The sequence below is a fragment of the Pseudooceanicola sp. HF7 genome, assembly GCF_011806405.1.
In the GTDB taxonomy this organism is placed as follows: domain Bacteria; phylum Pseudomonadota; class Alphaproteobacteria; order Rhodobacterales; family Rhodobacteraceae; genus Pseudooceanicola.
Map to the genome: position 1 here is coordinate 88,294 of NZ_JAATOW010000003.1, position 16,048 is coordinate 104,341.

The following is a 16,048-nucleotide window of genomic DNA, read 5'->3' on the forward strand; positions in this document are numbered from 1 at the left end:
GTCAGAGCTCCTTCCGGATATTCACGAAGCGCAGCAGGATCGCGATGACGATCAGCACGGTGCAGAGCAGCACCACGGCCGTTGCGGCGGCCGAGGGGTATTGCAGCAACCCGATGTCGTTGGAGATCAGCCGCCCCACGTTGGCCCGCTGGGACCCGGACATGAAGCGCACCGTGATGAAATCGCCCATGACCAGCGTGACGACGAAGATCGTGCCGATCATGATGCCGGGCTTGGTCAGCGGCAGGATAACGTGGCGCAGGGTCTGGAACCCGCTCGCGCCGTTGTCCCGCGCGGCCTCAAGCAGCGACTTGTCGATGCGCATCATCGTGTTGAAGATCGGGACGACCATGAAGAGCGTGTAAAGATGCACGAAGGCCAGGATCACCGAGAAGTCGGAGTAGAGCAGCCATTCCAGCGGCTCGTGGATCACCCCCCATGAGATCAGCGTTTGGTTGGCAATGCCATTGCGCCCCAGGAAGGGGATCCAGGAGATCATGCGGATGATGTTGGAGGTCCAGAAGGGGATCGTGCACAGCAGGAACAGCGCGATCTGCATCGACTGGCTGCGGATGTGGAAGGCCAGGAAGTAGGCCACGGTAAAGCCGATCGCCAGGGTGAACGCCCAGCTGATCAGAGCGTATTTGAAGGTGGCCAGGAAGACCCGCAGCACGACCTCTGATCCGAACAGGTAGGCGTAGTTGTCGAACTGGAAGGCGGGGTAGATGGAGAACTCCGTCGCGCCCCAGAAGCTGACGATGACGATCATCACGATGGGGGCGACCAGGAAGCAGACCAGGACGACGGTCAGCGGAATGGCCTCTAGCCAGCCCAGGATATGGCGGTTTCGGATCTGCATGGCGTGTCCCAGTTTGTCAGGTAGCCTGTCACGGAAGGGGACCGGGCGCGTGCTGCGCCCGGTCCGGCAGGGTCAGGCGGCGATGAACTCGTTCCACTTGCGCACCATGTACTGGTTCTGGTCCATGACGGAGTTCCAGCAGGCCACGCGGCCCATCCGTTCGTAGAAGTCGCCGCCGTCGCGCACCTCGCCCGCTGCGGCCAGCTTGTCGCCGAAGGGGGATTCGATGACGTCGGTGGCTTCCTTGCCCTCGAACCAGTAGCCCCACTCGTTCTCTGACATGTATTCCTTGGAGGTTTCCGGCACGGCCGAATAGTAGCCCTGGCGCATCAGGAAGCCGCCGACCCAACCGGAGAGATACCAGTTGATGTAGTCATAGGCCGCATCCAGCTCCATGCCCGACAGCGAATTGGACAGGCCCAGGCCGCCGCCCCAGCTGCGGTAGCCCTCTTTCAGGGGCTGGTAGACGCAGTCGATGCCGCGGGATTTCACGGCGGTGATGGCGGGCGACCACATGGACTGAATCACCACCTCGCCAGAGGCCATCAGGTTCACCGACTCGTCGAAGCTTTTCCAGAAGGCGCGGAACTGGCCGGCTTTCTTGGCTTCCATGAAGATACCGATGGTCTTGTCTATCTCTTCCTTGGTCATGTTGCCCTTGTCGCCGTACTGGATCTCTCCCATCGCTTCGCAGACCATGGCCATGTCCATGATCCCGATGGAGGAGATGTCCAGGATGCTGGCCTTGCCCTTGAACTCGGGGTTCAGCAGCTCCGCCCAGGACTCGATGGGGCGGCCGATCAGGTCGGGCCGGATGCCCAGCGTGTCGGCGTTGTAGATCGTGGGGATGAGGGTCATCCAGTTGGTCTGCTCAGAGGCAAAGTTTTTCGCGCCCGGTTCCTCGATGAAGCCGACGGTATGGGGGGCGGTGCCCTGGGCGATGTCCGTTTCCGGCGTCAGCTTGCCGGATTTGAAGATGCCGACGATCTTGTCGTAATTGTCGATCCGGCTGACATCCATGGCCTGCAGGTTGCCGGTGGGCCAGACCTTCTTGCAGATCCAGTATTCGATATCGGCAATGTCGAAACTGTCAGGCTGGGTCGCGGCGCGCTGTGTGACGCTGTCGCTGTCCAGTGCGGTCATTTCCAGGGTGATGCCCAGGTCCTCTTTCACCTTGGTGCCGACCTCGTTGAGGTTGGACACGCCGGTGCCGAACTGGCGCAGGACGATGTTCTTGGTGTCCTGGGCCCAGACCATGGGCGCGGGCAGGGCAGACGCGGCAAGCGCGGCGCCACCGGCCTTCAGAAGCGAGCGGCGGGAATAGCCGACCTTGGGTTTAGCCATCGTGTAATCCTCTCTGTTGTTCCAGATTGCGGGCCTTGCCGGCCCCTTGGTTCGGAATGTGGGCCCTGTTCAGGCCTGGAGGCGGTGCAGCCGCCCCTCGTCCCAGGACAGCCGCACGGGCTCTCCGGGGTTTTTGGGTGATGCAAAGAACTGGTCTTCGGGCAGCAGCGCCAGGACCTCTGTGCCGGTCTCTGTCTGGGTGGTGACCGCGACGGAGGCGCCCTGGTATTCCACGGCGACCACGGTGGCGGGCAGCCCGTCCTGTGTCAGGCGGACCGCATCCGCCCGGACGGTGGCCTTGCCGCCCTCCAGGTCGATCACGTTGTGCCCGCCGATGAAGCGGGCCACGAATTCCGTGCGCGGTGCGGCCCAGACATCCCGTGCCGTGCCGGCCTGTTCGATGACCGCGTTGTTCATCACCACGATCTCATCGGCCAGCGCCAGGGCTTCGTCCTGGCCATGGGTGACATGGATGAAGGTGATGCCCAATTCGCGCTGAAGCTTCTTCAGTTCGGCCCGCATCCGGATGCGCAGGAAGGGGTCCAGCGCCGAGAGCGGCTCATCCAGAAGGAGAACCTTTGGATCGGTGACCAGGGCGCGGGCCAGGGCCACGCGCTGCTGCTGGCCACCGGACAACTGCGCCGGAAGCCGGTCCGCGTAATCCGTCATGTCCACAAGTTCCAGCAGCTCATCGGCGCGCTTGTGGCGGGTGGCCTTGTCCACGCCCTTCATGCGCAAGGAGAAGGCGACGTTGTCGCGCACGCTCAGATGTGGAAACAGCGCATAGTTCTGGAACATCATCGCGGTGCCACGCTGGGCCGGGGTCAGGTGGGAAATATCCTGTCCGCTCAACAAGATATTGCCTTCGGTGACATCCTCGTGCCCCGCGATCATCCGCAGGGTAGAGGATTTTCCGCACCCCGATGGCCCCAGCAGGCAGACATAGCTGCCCGGCGCGAAGACATGGTTGAGGTCCCGCACCGCCAGCGCATCGCCGTAGCGCTTGGTCAGGTGCACCAGCTCCAGATCATATCCTGTCCGCATATCGTCCCCATCTTCGTTTCGCGTGCCGTCGGGCCCGCATCGGCCGCTGCCTTGAGGGAACCCTGTGCGGCGACCGGGGCGAATCGTGAGAAATTTCCGCAAGTGCGGATGTGAAAAACACGTTATGGGCGAAGAATGGGCGGATGCCGCATGTCTGTGCACAAAATATGTAACAAAGTTGTATACAAAATTGGATGCAGGGTTCTCCCCTTTGGCAGGCCGGGGGCGACCTTGCGGACGCCGGCCCGATGACGGACAAGGACAGGCATCAGACAGAAAGGGCTCCCGGACGGCCATGGCAGAGACGGCAGCGAAACCCGGAACCAGCGACGCCGTTGCGGCGGACCTTGAACTGGCGATTCACGAGCATCGCCTGCCCCCCGGCACCAAGCTGGGCGAGGACGAGATCGCCGAGGCCTATTCCACCAGCCGGACCACCATCCGCGCGGCGCTTCAGGCGCTGGCGCATCGCCGCCTGGTGGAGCTGAAGCGCAATCGCGGGGCCTTCGTGGCCCAGCCGAGCGTGCGCGAAGCCCGCGAGGTCTTCGAGGCCCGCGCCATGCTGGAGCCGCGCACGGCCCGCTCTGCCGCAGAGCGGATGACACCGGAAAGCGTGGCGCTGTTGCAGGCCCATATCGATGCCGAACATGCCGCGCTGGACGCCGGGGAATCCGGGCGCGCGCTCTATCTGTCCGGTCATTTCCATATCGAGATCGCGCGCATTGCCGATCAGACCACGATCGAGGCCTTCGTTTCCGAACTGGTGTCGCGCTCGTCCCTGATCATCGCGCTTTACTGGCACCGCCGCGCCGCGCTCTGCGACAGCCAGGCCCACCACGCGCTGATGCAGGCCTTCATCGACAAGGATGGCGACCTGGCCGAAGAGCTGATGAAGAACCACCTGCTGGACCTTGTCGCCTCTCTCGATCTGCGCAACCGGACCTCCATCCCGACCAGCCTGAGAGAGGCCCTGGGCCGTTAACCCCCGCCCAGCGGCGCATCCGGGCCGCAGGCTTGGGGTCGCCACCGGCGATTTGCGCGGCGGCGCAAGGGCAGGGCTGGACAAGGGTGACCCGGCGGATGCACGCTGAGCGCGACCAGTTCCCGCAACGGAGACCCGCCATGAAGCCTACCGCCCTTGCCCTCAGCGCCCTCGCGGGCCTGCTTCCCGCCACTGCGCTGCTGGCGCAGGATGCCGCCTCCTGCGCCGCCGGAAAGACGCTGGAAGAGGGCGTGCTCACCGTGGCCACGGGCAACCCGGCCTATTACCCCTGGGTGATCGACAATGCGCCGGAAAGCGGGCAGGGCTACGAGGCCGCGGTGGCCTATGCTATTGCCGCGGCGATGGGCTTTGACGGCGATCACGTCACCTGGACGCGCACCTCCTTCGATGAGGCGATCCAGCCGGGTCCGAAGGATTTCGACATCAACATGCAGCAGTTCTCCATCACGCCGGAACGGCAGGAGATGGTGGATTTCTCTGCCCCCTATTACTCCTCCGCCATGGCGGTGCTGACCACCCAGGCCGTGGTGGATGCGGGCGCCGAAGCGACGCTGGACAGCCTGAAGGATCTGGTCTGGGGGGCCGCTGCCGGCACCACCGCCGCACCGGTGCTGGAACAGACCATCGCGCCCGCGAAAAGCCCGATGCTCTACGGGGACAACGCCGATGTGACGGCGGCCATGCAGGCCAACCAGATCGACGCCGCGCTTTTCGACCTGCCCACCGCGCTCTACCTGGCGGCGGTGATGCTTGAGAATGGCGTGGTTTTGGGCCAGTTCCCGGCCGAGCAGGCAGAAGATCCCGACCAGTTCGGCGCGTTGATGGAAAAGGGTTCTGCCCTCAAGCCCTGCGTGGACATGGCCATCGCCGCGATTGCAGAGGACGGCACCCTTGCCGGGATCGAGGCCGAATGGCTTCAGGACGCCACGGGCGTTCCGGTGGTCCAGTAAGCCCGACGGAAAGCCGATGACTGACAAGGCCGTCCCTTCCGGCCCGACCCGCCGCGCCCTCTACGAGGCGCGGATCCGCCGCCGCTCTGCCCTGATCGCGACGCTGTCGACCGCGCTGGTCTTGGCGGCGATCATCATCCTTGTACCCATGGCCCCGGGCTGGGAAGCCGTGAAGAAAAGCTTCTTCAACGGCCCGGTCTTAGCAAAGACCTTTCCGGGGCTGCTGAATGCCTTCCTGATGGATGTCGCCATCTTCGCCTGGTGCGCGCCGCTGATCGCCGTGCTGGCGCTGGTGATCGCCCTGTGCCGCGACGTGCGCGCGCCGGCGCTGTTTCCGCTGCGGCTGTTCGGGGCGCTCTACACGGATATCTTCCGCGGCCTCCCGGTGGTGCTGGTGATCTACCTGATCGGCTTCGGCGTGCCGGGGCTGGGCCTGCCACGGCCCTGGAATTCGCCCTATATCTGGGGCTCCCTCGCGCTGATCCTGATCTATTCGGCCTATGTGGCAGAGGTCATCCGCTCGGGCATCGAGTCGATCCACCAGAGCCAGCGCGCCGCCTCGGCCTCTCTTGGCATGTCGGATGCGGATACGATGCGCTTCGTGATCCTACCGCAGGCACTGCGCAACGTGGTGCCGTCGAACATGAACCTGTTCATCGCGCTGCAAAAGGACGTGGCCCTGCTGTCCTTCATCGGCCCGGTGGAGATCTTTCGCCAGGCCGGCGTCTACAAGTCCCTGATGGCCAATTTCACGCCCTATGTCGGCGCGGCCGTGATCTTTCTTGCCCTCACGATTCCGGCGACGCGCTATGCCGATTACCTGATGGCCCGGCAAAGGAGGCGGCGCGGATGAGCTTCCTGTCCCTGCGCTCCGTCACCAAGAGCTTCGCGGAAAACCAGGTCTGCAAGGGCATCGACCTTGAGGTCGAGAAGGGCCAGATGGTCTGCCTGATCGGCGCCTCCGGCTCCGGCAAGTCCACGCTGCTGCGCTGCATCAACCTGCTGGAACCCATCGACGAAGGGGCGATCCTGCTGGAGGGCACCGATATCGCCGAACCGGGGCTGGATCCCCGCCCGGTGCGCGAGCGCATCGGCATCGTCTTTCAAAGCTACAACCTGTTCCCGCATATGTCGGCGATGGAGAACGTGATGCTGGCCCCGCGCCGGGTCCATCGCAAGACCCGCGCCCAGCTGAAGGCCCCGGTAGAGGCGCTCTTTGCCCGTTTCGGACTGGCGGAGCGGATGCACCATTACCCGGACCAGCTGTCCGGCGGGCAGCAGCAGCGGGTGGCGATCATCCGGGCGCTGGCGATGCAGCCGCAGATCATGCTCTTTGACGAGATCACCTCGGCCCTTGATCCCGAACTGGTGGGAGAGGTCCTGGACGTGCTGCGCCAGCTGCATGCAGAGGGAATGACCATGATCCTGGCCACCCATGAGATGGGCTTTGCCCGCGAGTTAGCCGACAAGGTCTGCTTCCTGGATGCCGGGCGCATCCTGGAGGAGGGCCCGCCAGAACAGCTGTTCGCGGCCCCGCAGCAAGAGCGCACCCGCGCCTTCCTGTCCCGGATCCTCTGACGCCCCGGGCCGGGGCTCTCCCGCGCGGCGCGCTACCTGACTTTTCAACGCCTGCCGACCCGCCTTCTACGCTCAATACGGGCGGGCAGCGCGGGTGGCATCGGCGGACTTGACGCCTTGCCGCTTTGGATCGACGGTGGCCGTAAAAACAGGGAGCCGAATTCATGTCGCTGGAATTTCTTCTGACGTCCCTCGTGGTCGTCCTCTTGCCCGGAACCGGGGTGGTCTACACGCTTGCCATCGGTCTTGGACGGGGCTTCAGGGCCAGTGTCGCAGCCGCCTTCGGCTGCACGCTTGGCATCCTGCCCGCAGCCCTGGCCAGCATCATCGGGCTGGCGGCCCTGCTGCACACCAGCGCGCTGGCCTTTCAGGTGATCAAGTTCCTGGGCGTGGCCTACCTGTTCTACATGGCCTGGAAGATCGTCCGGGACGACACCGTCATGGAAGTTACAGAGACCAGGGAGCGCATGGGCTATGCCCGCATCGCTTCGACAGGCACCCTGCTGAACGTGCTGAACCCCAAGCTGTCGCTGTTCTTCCTAGCCTTCCTGCCGCAGTTCATCTCACCCGCCGCCAGCAATGCCACCCTGTCGCTGGTTGGCCTGGCGGCGGTCTTCATGGGGATGACCTTTGCCGTTTTCGTGCTCTATGGCGCCTTCGCCGCCTATGCGCGCGACTACGTCATCCAGCGGCCTTCGGTCATGAAATGGATCAAGCGCAGCTTCGCCGGAACCTTCGGCTTCCTCGGGGCAAAGCTGGCCGTTTCCAACTAGGGCAGGTGGCCGTGATCGCCCCGGGCCCTTGAGGGTTCGCGGGCAGGCACAGGCGCTAGCCGAAGATCGCTTGATCATCCCCCTCGCAGGCCGACAGCGTGCCGGGCGCGGAGGGGGCATCGCCCTCTGTGGGCAGTTGCACGCGGATGATCTCTGCCGCGCTGGTGATGTCGCGCGCGATGGCGGCCTCGGTCGCCGCGCCGTCCCCGGCTTCCAGCGCATCCAGCATTTCGGCGTGGATCTGCACGATGGTGGCCGGATCCCCGGTATAGGGGTGATAGTTCAGCGCCGGTCCGGCCCGCACCCAGAGATTGCGGATCAGCGCCAGCAGGTTGGGCCGCGCGGCACAGAGGTAGATGGAGAAATGGAACCGGTAGTTCAGCAAGAGCTGCGCTGCCGTGTCGGGTTGGGCCGGAAAGGCCGCGTTCATCTTGCGCAGGCTGGCAAGCTGCGCGGGCTGGATCCGCCCTGCGGCCAGCCGTCCGGCAAGCCCTTCAAGACGCAGGCGCATTTCCGTCAGCTCGGCGAACTCCGCCTGGCCGATCCGGCGCAGGTAGAAGCCGCTTTGCGGGCGGCCGGTCAACACGCCGTCGGCCTCTAGCCGCTTGAGCGCATCCCGCACCGGCTGGGTAGAGACATGCAGCGCCTGGGCCAGCGACCGGCTGGTCATCGTGCCCCCCGGCGCAATGGCCCCCTGCATCAGCGCCCGGCGCAGACTGCGATAGACCTGGCGCTCCACCGGTTCGGGGCTGTCCGTGTCGATCGGGGTCAGGTCCGGGGCCGGGGTCGGCAGGCGGCCGCGCCGCGGCGCGGGCGAGGGCTGGGGGGCTTGCATCGATTGCCTTCATGATGTGGGGCGGGTGTATTTAACCTACGGGTAAATGAAATGGCTGTGGAGTAAATACGTCACCGCGATGAATTTTTTGCAGCCGTTTCAAAGCGGCACCGTGCGTCGTTCCCCGGCAGGCCAGGCCCCGGGACTCAGGGGCCGCGCCGGGCCAGCTTTCGTGGGCCGCGCGACGGATCAACAATAGCTGGCTGAAGCGCCCCGGCGTGGTGCAGGCGACGGGGTGGGGAGCTGCGCAACCCCGGTCCTGGGGGGCACGCCTTGCAGAGGGCGCCGAAAGATCAGGCGCCGGGCCATTGCGTCTTTCTGGACACAGGCGCGGGGCTGGATCCTTGCAATGAAAAGGGCCGCCGGAGTTACCCGGCAGCCCCTGTTGGTCTGATGTGGTCGGCCTTAGCCCAGGATGGCGTTGAGCGTCGCGCTCGGGCGCATGACGGAGGTCACCTTGGCCGCATCGCCGTGGTAGTAGCCGCCCAGATCGGCTGGCTTGCCCTGCACCGCGGCCAGCTCTGCCACGATCTCGTCTTCCTTCTCGGCCATCGCGGCGGCGATGGGGGCGAAGTGGGCGGCCAGATCGGCATCTTCGGTCTGCGCTGCCAGGGCTTCTGCCCAGTACTTGGCGAAGTAGAAGTGGCTGTCGCGGTTGTCGGGTTCACCGACCTTGCGCGAGGGCGACTTGTTGTTGTCCAGGATGCCCTGCGTGGCGGTATCCACCGCTTCGCCCAGCACCTTGGCCTTCGCGTTGCCCTTGGCTTCCGCCAAGAACTTCAGGCTTTCGCCAAGTGCGCAGAACTCGCCCAGGGAATCCCACCGCAGGTGGTTTTCTTCCTGCAGCTGCTGCACGTGCTTGGGGGCAGAGCCGCCGGCGCCGGTTTCGAACAGGCCACCGCCCTGCATCAGCTTCACGATCGAGAGCATCTTGGCAGAGGTCGCCAGCTCAAGGATCGGGAAGAGGTCCGTCAGGTAGTCGCGCAGCACGTTGCCGGTGATGGCAATCGTGTTCTCGCCCTTGGTGATCGTCTCCAGCGAGGCACGAGTGGCTTCGCGGGGGGCCATGATCTCGAACTTGTCGGCGACGCCCTTGGCTTCCAGGATCGGCTTGACGTAGGCGATCAGCTCCGCGTCATGGGCCCGCTCTGCGTCCAGCCAGAAGATCGCGCGGTAGCCGGTCAGGCGCTGGCGGTCGATGGCCAGGTTCACCCAGTCCTCGATCGGCGCCTTGCGGGCAGAGGCAGAGCGCCAGATGTCGTTCTTTTCCACCTTGTGAGAATGCAGGACCGTACCGTCTTCCAGCACCATCTTCACGGTGCCGTCTGCCGGGATCTCGAAGGTGGTCGGGTGGGAACCGTATTCCTCGGCTTTCTGGGCCATCAGGCCAAGGTTCTGCACCGTGCCGGCGGTGGCCGGGTTCAGCTTGCCGTTTTCCTTGAAGAACTTGATCGCCTCGTCATAGACCGGGGCATAGGAGTTGTCGGGGATCACGCAGTTGGTGTCGTGTTCCTTGTTGTCCGGACCCCAGCCCTTGCCGCCGGCGCGGATCAGCGCGGGCATGGAGGCATCGATGATCACGTCCGAAGGCACGTGCAGGTTGGTGATACCCTTGTCGGAGTTCACCATGTACATCGGCGGGCGTTCGGCGCGCACTTCCTCGATGGCGGCCAGGATCTCGGGCTCGTCCTTGACGCGCTCCAGCAGGGCCCCCAGGCCACCGTTGGGGTTCACGCCCAGCTCTTTCATCTTGTCGCCGTATTTCTCGAACACCGGGGCAAGCCAGGCTTTCACGGCATGGCCGAAGATGATCGGGTCGGAGACCTTCATCATCGTCGCCTTCATGTGCAGCGAGAACAGCGTGCCGGCTTCCTTGGTCTCTTCGATCTGCTCGGCCAGGAAGCTGTCCAGCGCCTTGGCGGACATGTAGGTTGCATCCACCACGGTCCCGGCGGGGTAGGAGACAGCCTCTTTCAGCACGGTCTCGCCATCGGCGGTCTCAAGCACGATCTTCGCGGTGGCCGCATCGGCCAGCGTCGCGGAAGTCTCGTTTGAGAAGAAGTCGCCACCGGACATGGCAGAGACGACGGTCTTGCTGTCGGACACCCATTCGCCCATGCGGTGCGGGTTGTTCTGGGCGTATTTCTTGACGGCGGCAGCGGCGCGGCGGTCAGAGTTGCCTTCGCGCAGCACCGGGTTCACGGCAGAGCCCTTCAGGGTGTCGTACTTGGCGCGAACCGCCTTTTCCTCGTCCGTCTTCGGCTCGTAGGGGTAATCCGGCAGCGCGTAGCCCTGGGATTGCAGCTCTTTCACGGCGGCCACCAGCTGGGGCTCGGAGGCAGAGATGTTGGGCAGCTTGATCACGTTGGCTTCGGGCTGCTTGACCCATTCGCCCAGCAGGGCAAGGTCATCGGCCTGGCGCTGATCTTCGGTCAGGCATTCCGGGAAGGTCGCGATGATACGGCCCGCCAGAGAAATGTCCTTGGTCCCGACCTCGACACCTGCCGTGGCCGCGAAGGCCCGGATGATGGGCAGAAGGGAGGCGCTGGCAAGCTCCGGCGCTTCGTCTACCTTTGTATACACAATGTCGGGGAAGTTGGATTGAGCCATGTTTCTGTACCCTTTTCCAAGTTTGGAATTCTGGCCGCGGCTGGGGCGGCGGTGATTGCCCGGGCGGTGGGCCCGGCGGTCCGGTGACGTCTGAGCCAGTGTCAAATCTCGTCCCCCATTCCCCTAGAGCGGCTGGGCCGCGATATCAACCTTGCTAAGTTCGCACGCGGGCATTCGCCGCGTTTTACGGCGCTTCCCGGGGGCCTGTCCCATGGGAAGCTGCGGTTTTCCCTTGCGCCGCGCGCATTCCCGTCGATCCTATGCCCGTAAAAGAAATGAGGCTTCCATGACTTCGCCCGCCCCCGCCTATCCTGCCGCTTCGGGTCCGGTCTGCTCCGATCCGGTCATGCTGTCCTACTGGCATCCCGTTGTTTCGCTGGATGAGCTTCAGCGCGAAGGGATCTGCCACACCATCCTACTGGATCGCCCCGTGACGATCCGGCCCACGGCAGGCGGGGCACAGGTGGAAAGCGGCGCGGGCCCGGTGAAGACGCTGATACAATACGGCTATGTCTGGGCCTGTTTCGGGGATGATCCGCGCCCGCTCTTTCCCTTCCCCGAGTTCTTCGAGAACGACCGCCGCTTCGTGGTGACAGGCGTCTTCGGGGTCAATGTCTCTGCCGGGCGCGCGGTTGAGAACTTCCTGGACATGGGCCACTTTCCCTACGTCCACACCGGCATCCTGGGCGAGGAACCCCATACCGAGGTCAAGGAATACGATGTCGAGGTCTCGTCAGAGCGGGACGAGGTGCTGGCCACCAACTGCCGCTTCTACCAGCCGCAGGCCGCCGTCTCTTCTGATGCGGGATCGGACGTGGAATACATCTACCGGGTGCCCCATCCGAACTGCGCGATCCTCTACAAGTCCAGCCCGATGGACGAAAAGCGGCTGGATGCGATCTTCATCTTCGTCCAGCCGATGGGAGAGGAACGCGTGCGCGCCCATTCGGGCATGTGCATCCTGGATGAAACCAGCACGGACCTGGACATCCGCCGCTTCCAGCAAGTGATCTTTGCCCAGGACAAGCCGATCCTGGAAAATCAGTACCCCCGCCGCCTTCCGCTTGATCCCCGCGCGGAAACGCCGATCCGCGCCGACAAGAGCGCCATTGCCTACCGTCGCTGGCTCTCGGGCAAGGGGCTGACCTGGGGCGTCGTGCCGGCAGCGCTCTAGAGGACGCAAGGGAAAGCGCCAGGCTTGGCGGTGCGGGCTGTTTCGCCGCGCTCAAAGCCCTTTGAGTCGCCCCGGATTCGCACTCCCATCGCCCTGTGCGGCAATGCAGCGTTGGGATTTGAACCCCCGGTTGATCCGGGCGTCTTCATACTGGGCAAAGGGTCGGAAAATGTGCCGAACTTCGCCGAGTGCCGTAGCGTCACTTATTTCCTGTTAGCGGCGGTCATTTGCATACTGTTGATGATCTTCACGGACGTCGCCCGGTTGAACCCGCACTCCCGTTCAGCTGCGCGATCCGAGTTCTTTGCCTGCCCTCCTCCTATCAGCGGGCGAAGATCCTCCGGCCGGTGCCAGCTCACTCCTCCTCCCGAGCATGCATCGGCCGGACCCTTCCCGGCACTTGCCGCGTCTCAGGCGTAGCAAATGTGGCAGAGCCAAGAAAAAAGCCCCGGCAGGATCTGCGCGGGGCTTTCGTTATCTTCGGGGCGGGCAGGGGGCTGCCCGATGGCGCCTCAGCGGTGGAAGCTCAGCCGCGTGAGGTTGCGATAGGGCGTGCCGGCCTTGACCACGGCCTCAGGGAAGTTGGGCTGGTTGGGGGCATCGGGCCAGTTCTGGGTTTCCATGGCGATGCCGCCATTGGGCCCGTAGCTTCGCCCGTTTAGCCCCCGCGTGCCTTCGGGCAGATGGGCCAGGTCATAGACTTGAAGGCCCGGGGCATCGGTTTCCACCCGCAGCGACAGGCCGTTGGTGCCCGTCAGCTCTGCCGCCTCACGCAAGCCCGTGCCCTCGTCCAGGCAGAAGTTGTGGTCATAGCCCGCCTCACCGATGGGCCGGGCATTGCGGAAATCAAAGTCGGTGCCCTCGACCGGCGCGATCTCTCCGGTGGGGATCAGGTGATCATCCACCGGGGTGTAATGCGCGGCCGCGATGCGCAGGCTGTGCTCGCGCGCATCGGCGCTGCCATCCAAGTTGAAATAGGCGTGATTGGCCATGGAAACCGGGCAATCGGCGGTGCAGACCGCCTGCATGCAGATCTCCAGCGCGCCGTCGACGATGCGGTAGATCACCTCTGCCTCCACCGCGCCGGGAAAGCCCATGTGGCCATCGGGCTGGTGCAGGGTAAAGGCGGCCCGGTCCGCAGTGGAAGAGGCCAGCGTCCAGACATCCACGCCAAAGCCCTGGCTGCCGCCATGCAGGCAGGTGCGCGCGGCCTCGTTCCGGTCCAGCTGGTACTGCCGGCCGTTCAGGCTGAAGCGCCCGCCGGCGATGCGGTTGGCATAGCGCCCCACCGTGGCGCCAAAGTAGCGCAGCGGGCCCATGTAATCCTCCAGCTGGTCGCTGCCCAGCACCAGGGGGCGGTCTTCGCCCTCCAGCCGCAGATCCTGCAGGCTGGCGCCGAAGGTCATGATCCGCGCGGTCAGCCCGCCGCCGCTGATCGTGACGCGCTCGATGGCCCGGCCGTCGGGCAATGTGCCGAATTCTTCTGCGCTCACAGGATCACCCGATGTTCTGCCTGGCCCCGAAGGCCGGTCTTGCTGGCATAAAGCTTGCCCTGGGCGGCATCGGGGCTGTCCAGCCCTTCTCGCGCCGTGGTGACGAAAAGCGTCGTCAGATCCGCCCCGCCGAAGGCCGGGCAGGAGGAATGGCTGCCGCCTACGCGCACCGCCCGGTCAAAGCTGCCGTCAGGGGCATAGCGCGCCACCCGGTTCGCGCCCCACTGGGCGTTCCACAGGTAGCCCTCGGCATCCACGACCGCGCCATCGGGGTTCAGCCCCTCGGGCGCCAGGTCGATGAAGACCTCTGACGGGCCCTCCGGCCAGCCCTCTGCGTCCAGCGCCTGGCGCCGGATCTGCTGCCGGGGGGTATCGGCGTAATAGGCGGTGGCGCCATCCGGGCTGAAGCAGATCGCATTGGGAATGGAGATATCGCTGTAAAGCGTCTCGATCGCGCCGCGATAGTAGCGGTAGATCGTGCCCGCGTCCTTTTCGGCCTGCTTGCCCATGGTGCCGATCCAGAAGCCGCCCTGCGGATCCGCCCGCCCGTCGTTGGAGCGTGTCACGGGCTCATCGGCCTCAAGCGCTACCAGCAGCGCGCGGTCTCCGCTGGCGATGTCGAAGCGCCAGAGACCGGTTTCAGAGGCCAGCAGCAGCGTGTCGCGATCAACCCAGCCGGCGGCCGAGTGATGTTCGTCGAACTGCCAGGTCAGGGGCGCGCCGCCCTCCTGGGAATGCAGGCGTTTCTGGATGATGTCGAACCAGAACAGCTGCTGGCGCTCGGGATGCCAGAGCGGCCCTTCGCCAAGCGTACAGGCGCGGTCATCGAAGACCTGCGCGGTGGATGTCTCTGCCTGGCTCATCTGGGGGCCTCCGCATCATAGCGCGCAACGATCTCCTGCGCGCGCTCACCGACCAGCGCGGCGCTGTCGCCGGGCTTGTAAAGCGCTGTGCCGATGCCGAAGCCGCTGGCCCCGGCAGCGAACCACTCGCTGAAGTTGGCCGGGCTCGCGCCGCCCACGGCCAGCACGGGCACCTCCATGGGGATCACGGCGCGCATGGCCTTCAGCCCCGCGGGACCGATCAGCGAGCCGGGGAACAGTTTCAGCCCGTCCGCGCCCGCGCGCAGGGCCGCGAAACACTCCGTCGGCGTCATCACCCCGGGCCAGGAGGCCAGGCCAAGCGCCTTCGTTTCCGCGATCACCTCCGGGTTCATGTCCGGAGAGACGATCAGCCTGCCGCCCGCGGCCTTCACGTCCTGCACGTCGGCGGGGCTCAGCACCGTGCCGGCGCCGATTTCCGCGTCACCGCCGAAGGCCTTGGCCATCGCCGCGATGGAGACCAGCGGCTCCGGCGAATTCAGCGGCACCTCGATCTTCGTGATCCCGGCCTCGACCAGGGCCTTGCAGACCTCAAGCGCCTCGGCGGGGGTGATCCCGCGCAGGATGGCAACGATATTGCGGCTCATGTTCTTTCCTTCGCAAAGCGCGCCTGTGCGGCCCGCAGTCCTTCCAGCGCCAGCGCCGGGTGGTCGCTGGTGCGCACCTGGGCGCCCAGCCGTTTCAGCCCGGCGGCATAGCGTTGGGACAGGGCAGCGGCCCCGATGACCACCACCGGCGTGTCCTGCCAGTAATCCCGGACCGAGGCCAGCTCTGCCCCGATCAGCAGCCCGGATAGCCGGGCCCGGCTTGCCTCGGGCGAGGTATCGGCCAGCAAAGACGCGGGGCGGATCGAGAAAAGGTCAAGCGCCAGCTCGCGTGGATGGGCGGCGGCCTGGTCGAAGCCCTCGGTAAAGGCGGTTTCGCTGAACCCCTCGGTCGAAACGGAATGGCGCAGGACGGATTGGGTTGAGAGCAGCGCGAAAAGCTCTCCGGTCATGGCGGTGCGGAACCGGACCACCTGGTTGTCGCGCACCCGGGCCCACTTGGTATGGGTGCCTGGCAGGCACAGCGTGCCCTCGAAGCCGGGTTCGGTGGCCAGGAAGCCGGCGATCTGGGTTTCCTCGCCGCGCACGACGTCGGCGGGGTCGGCCTGTGACAGGCGGGGAAGGATACGCACCGAAGGGCGCGGATCCCGTGTTGGGGCCGGGGTGGGGGCGCCGCCTGCGGGCGGGCAGGGCACGGGGGCATAGGGTGCTTCCACCCAGCCCTGCCGTGCCCCCGCCATGCCGCAGATCAGCACCTCTGTCAGCTGGCCGTCTGGCAGCAGATCCCCTGCCAGGGCCAGCAGGGCGGGTTCGAACCCTTCCGGGGTCAGCCCGCCCATGCCATCGGATGAACTGCGTTCGGCCAGGACCTGCCCTTGCGGGCCGATGGCCCAGAGGCGCAGGTTGGAGGTTCCCCAATCAACCGCGATCCAGCCTTCATTGGTCCGGGCCGTGCGCAT

Annotated in this window: 15 protein-coding genes; 6 read left to right on the forward strand and 9 right to left on the reverse strand. The window is 65.3% G+C overall.

The features are described 5' to 3' along the window. Position 1: 1 nt before the first annotated feature. The 3 genes from HCZ97_RS01800 to HCZ97_RS01810 form a co-directional block, all read right to left on the reverse strand. Positions 2 to 859 (reverse strand): ABC transporter permease, encoded by an 858-nt coding sequence (locus HCZ97_RS01800; protein WP_167686962.1) that lies wholly within the window; start codon positions 857 to 859, stop codon positions 2 to 4. A gap of 72 nt (positions 860 to 931) precedes the next feature. After that, entirely contained in the window at positions 932 to 2,203 is a 1,272-nt protein-coding gene (locus HCZ97_RS01805) for a PotD/PotF family extracellular solute-binding protein (protein WP_167686963.1), read from the reverse strand. A gap of 69 nt (positions 2,204 to 2,272) precedes the next feature. After that, on the reverse strand, positions 2,273 to 3,247 hold the full coding sequence (locus HCZ97_RS01810) for an ABC transporter ATP-binding protein (protein ID WP_167686964.1): 975 nt from the start codon (positions 3,245 to 3,247) through the stop codon (positions 2,273 to 2,275). A gap of 295 nt (positions 3,248 to 3,542) precedes the next feature. Between HCZ97_RS01810 and HCZ97_RS01815 the strand changes: the two genes are divergently transcribed. The 5 genes from HCZ97_RS01815 (at position 3,543) to HCZ97_RS01835 (ending at position 7,551) form a co-directional block, all read left to right on the forward strand. Then, positions 3,543 to 4,229: a GntR family transcriptional regulator gene (locus HCZ97_RS01815; protein WP_167686965.1), complete on the forward strand. Its 687-nt coding sequence runs from the start codon at positions 3,543 to 3,545 to the stop codon at positions 4,227 to 4,229. A 140-nt stretch (positions 4,230 to 4,369) separates the two neighbouring features. Further along, on the forward strand, positions 4,370 to 5,200 hold the full coding sequence (locus HCZ97_RS01820) for a transporter substrate-binding domain-containing protein (protein ID WP_167686966.1): 831 nt from the start codon (positions 4,370 to 4,372) through the stop codon (positions 5,198 to 5,200). A gap of 16 nt (positions 5,201 to 5,216) precedes the next feature. Continuing rightward, positions 5,217 to 6,053 carry an amino acid ABC transporter permease gene (locus tag HCZ97_RS01825; RefSeq protein WP_167686967.1) on the forward strand — a complete coding sequence of 279 codons (837 nt, stop codon included), beginning with the start codon at positions 5,217 to 5,219 and terminating at the stop codon, positions 6,051 to 6,053. Next, positions 6,050 to 6,778, forward strand: a complete 729-nt coding sequence (locus HCZ97_RS01830) for an amino acid ABC transporter ATP-binding protein (RefSeq protein WP_167686968.1) — start codon at positions 6,050 to 6,052, stop codon at positions 6,776 to 6,778. The genes HCZ97_RS01825 and HCZ97_RS01830 overlap by 4 nt, the downstream gene beginning before the upstream one ends. A gap of 164 nt (positions 6,779 to 6,942) precedes the next feature. Then, entirely contained in the window at positions 6,943 to 7,551 is a 609-nt protein-coding gene (locus tag HCZ97_RS01835) for a LysE family translocator (protein WP_167686969.1), read from the forward strand. A 55-nt stretch (positions 7,552 to 7,606) separates the two neighbouring features. On the opposite strand, the gene HCZ97_RS01840 is transcribed toward HCZ97_RS01835, so the two are convergent. Together HCZ97_RS01840 and HCZ97_RS01845 are read right to left on the reverse strand one after the other, a co-directional pair. Beyond that, positions 7,607 to 8,386 (reverse strand): GntR family transcriptional regulator, encoded by a 780-nt coding sequence (locus tag HCZ97_RS01840; protein ID WP_167686970.1) that lies wholly within the window; start codon positions 8,384 to 8,386, stop codon positions 7,607 to 7,609. Between the two features lie 405 nt (positions 8,387 to 8,791). Further along, on the reverse strand, positions 8,792 to 10,996 hold the full coding sequence (locus tag HCZ97_RS01845) for an NADP-dependent isocitrate dehydrogenase (protein WP_167686971.1): 2,205 nt from the start codon (positions 10,994 to 10,996) through the stop codon (positions 8,792 to 8,794). Between the two features lie 286 nt (positions 10,997 to 11,282). Between HCZ97_RS01845 and HCZ97_RS01850 the strand changes: the two genes are divergently transcribed. Continuing rightward, positions 11,283 to 12,170 (forward strand): aromatic ring-hydroxylating dioxygenase subunit alpha, encoded by an 888-nt coding sequence (locus tag HCZ97_RS01850; RefSeq protein WP_167686972.1) that lies wholly within the window; start codon positions 11,283 to 11,285, stop codon positions 12,168 to 12,170. Between the two features lie 512 nt (positions 12,171 to 12,682). Here HCZ97_RS01850 and HCZ97_RS01855 read toward each other — a convergent pair. The 4 genes from HCZ97_RS01855 to HCZ97_RS01870 are packed head-to-tail and all read right to left on the reverse strand — an operon-like array spanning position 12,683 to position 16,048. Continuing rightward, on the reverse strand, positions 12,683 to 13,663 hold the full coding sequence (locus tag HCZ97_RS01855; protein ID WP_167686973.1) for an aldose epimerase family protein: 981 nt from the start codon (positions 13,661 to 13,663) through the stop codon (positions 12,683 to 12,685). Then, positions 13,660 to 14,526: an SMP-30/gluconolactonase/LRE family protein gene (locus HCZ97_RS01860; protein ID WP_167686974.1), complete on the reverse strand. Its 867-nt coding sequence runs from the start codon at positions 14,524 to 14,526 to the stop codon at positions 13,660 to 13,662. Before HCZ97_RS01860 ends, HCZ97_RS01855 begins: the two co-directional genes overlap by 4 nt. Next, complete coding sequence (locus HCZ97_RS01865) at positions 14,523 to 15,131, reverse strand: 2-dehydro-3-deoxy-6-phosphogalactonate aldolase (protein ID WP_167686975.1); 609 nt, start codon at positions 15,129 to 15,131, stop codon at positions 14,523 to 14,525. Before HCZ97_RS01865 ends, HCZ97_RS01860 begins: the two co-directional genes overlap by 4 nt. After that, entirely contained in the window at positions 15,128 to 16,048 is a 921-nt protein-coding gene (locus HCZ97_RS01870) for a 2-dehydro-3-deoxygalactonokinase (RefSeq protein ID WP_167686976.1), read from the reverse strand. Before HCZ97_RS01870 ends, HCZ97_RS01865 begins: the two co-directional genes overlap by 4 nt.